This window comes from Roseibium sp. RKSG952, assembly GCF_009711355.1.
In genome coordinates this window covers 1-2,067 of record NZ_SMMF01000579.1, presented here as the reverse complement: position 1 = coordinate 2,067, position 2,067 = coordinate 1, and the positions used below count along the sequence as shown (strand labels likewise).

At 54.4% G+C, this 2,067-nt stretch carries 2 protein-coding genes; one reads left to right on the top strand and one right to left on the bottom strand.

What is annotated here, in order from left to right; genetic code table 11:
* The first annotated feature begins 683 nt into the window (after window positions 1-683).
* On the top strand, window positions 684-1,643 hold the full coding sequence (locus E1297_RS02475; protein WP_244327604.1) for a GSU2403 family nucleotidyltransferase fold protein: 960 nt from the start codon (window positions 684-686) through the stop codon (window positions 1,641-1,643).
* 110 nt (window positions 1,644-1,753) lie between these two features.
* Here E1297_RS02475 and E1297_RS02470 read toward each other — a convergent pair.
* On the bottom strand, window positions 1,754-2,067 hold a 314-nt coding region (locus E1297_RS02470; protein ID WP_155133468.1), incomplete at its 5' end, for a tyrosine-type recombinase/integrase.

Sequence of the window (2,067 nt, the reverse complement as noted above, 5' to 3'; positions counted from 1 at the left end):
CAAGATAGAGAAAGTGGTCCCACTTTCTGATTGTGCTTTACGACGCGATATCTGGAAAATGGGCGTGAGAGCACATACTTATTCGCACGTCGTGCTCAACGCGGGCAAAAAACCGCTGTCGCGGCCTGCTCCGAAGTGCCCCCACGCTCCGCGTTGAGTTTGTTCGCACGGGTGGTCCCCCTTGCCGACTCCGGTCCTTGACCTGACTCCCCCGTTTTCGGTGACACAGAAAAGAAGGTGGCAACTGGGGAGCAAAACATATGGCATTCATCAAAGTTGCCGCCGTGTTGATGAACTTTAGGCAGTTCCAGTCAGGGCTGTTTGCCATTTACGCCGGGCTGGGTGGTTAAGGGGAGATTTTGCGAAGACCTTTTACATGCGTACAGCCCGTTATAATCTTGGTCAAGCTATGACTGAAGATGAATTGCGGTGTAATGCAAATCGCGGATAGGTGGTAATACGGTGGCAATGCTCTCTCTTGGCACAAACAACAGCCGCACCATTTGGCGTGAGCTGCTTGTAGCGAGCAAGGCCTAGACGTTTACCCGACAATAAAGTTATTGACGGGTAAAGTTCTTATGGTATGTCTACCCGACAAATATTTTTTTGTCGGGTACAAAATGGAAGCCAGATACCACAGTGCAATTGGGATCGCCGCATGGACAGACCTAAGACGGTCCCTCATGGATAGTGCCGTTTCGGATCTGCGAGGCACACCCCGGGCAAAATCGATTGGATCAAAGACCTATTGGTACGACCAGTATCGCATTGGAAACCGCCTCGTAGACAAATACATCGGCGAAGACACCCCCGAGCTCCGCAAACGATTGGAAACTTACGATGAACGCGCACTTTCAGCAAAGCAGGCCGAACGCGAACGCTCTAGGCTGATGCGCGTGCTGCGGGCGGAAGGGTATCTGTTCTCAGATGCAGGAACCGGCCAGATAGTCACAGCGCTTGCTCGTGCAGGTGTGTTCCGGCTTGGTGGCACCATTGTCGGGACACAGGCCTTTCGATGCTATGAGGGCGAGCTGGGCGCGCGCATCGGTTTTGACCAATCCGCAGCAACCGACGACATCGATATTGCGAGCTTCGAACGTCTGTCCCTCGCGCTCGCTGACACAGTCGAGACACCGCTGTCAGATGTGTTTACTGATCTTAAATTTGATCCCCTCCCCTCCCTTGATGGCCGGAAAACATGGCGCTGGCGGCAAACCAATAAGGAAACACTCGTCGAATTTTTGACGCCTTCCTTTGAAGAGGAAGAATCCGTGCGTGATCTCCCTGCACTCGGGGTCAACGCCCAGAGCCTGCACTACCTCAATTTCCTGATTGCGGAGCCAATCCGGGTCCCGTTCCTTTATCGCTCCGGTACACTTGTCCAAATTCCCCGACCAGAACGCTATGCAATTCATAAACTCATCATCGCTGATCGGCGGCAGGGTGGGCCTGACACACTAAAATCACACAAAGACCGGGCACAGGCTGCATTTTTGATTGATATTCTATCGCAGATTCGGCCCGATGACTTGGCAGAGGCCTATCAAACAGCGCTCGAAAAAGGCCCTGCGTGGCGCCGGCGTATCAATGCGAGCCTCGAAAGAATGGACGGCTATGCTGCCAAACTCGATAAATTGCTCTGAACGCAACGAAGAGCCTGCACCAGTTCAGCAGCCAAGGGACCCACAAGTTGGAAATACAAGTTATCAGGCGAACTATAATTTGATGCAACCAGTAACGTCTATCGTCGACACTAAATCACCTTCAGCATTTCCCGTGCTTTCTTGAGGCGTTCTGTCCCACGGCGGTCATAGGCTGCCGTGGTTGTCACCGAGGCGTGGCCCATGGCGTCCTTGACGGTGACGATATCGGCGCCGGTGTCGAACATGGCGGAGGCGAAGGTGCGGCGCAGGTCGTGGGGGGCGAAGCCCTTGAGGCCTGCCAGTTTTTCCCATCGTTTCAGAATGCTGTAGATGCCTTCCGGTTGCAGCCGGTCCTCGGTGACATCGCCGTGGCGGCGGATGCGCAGGAACACCGGGCCGGGATAGGCGCCGCGCACGTCCTCGA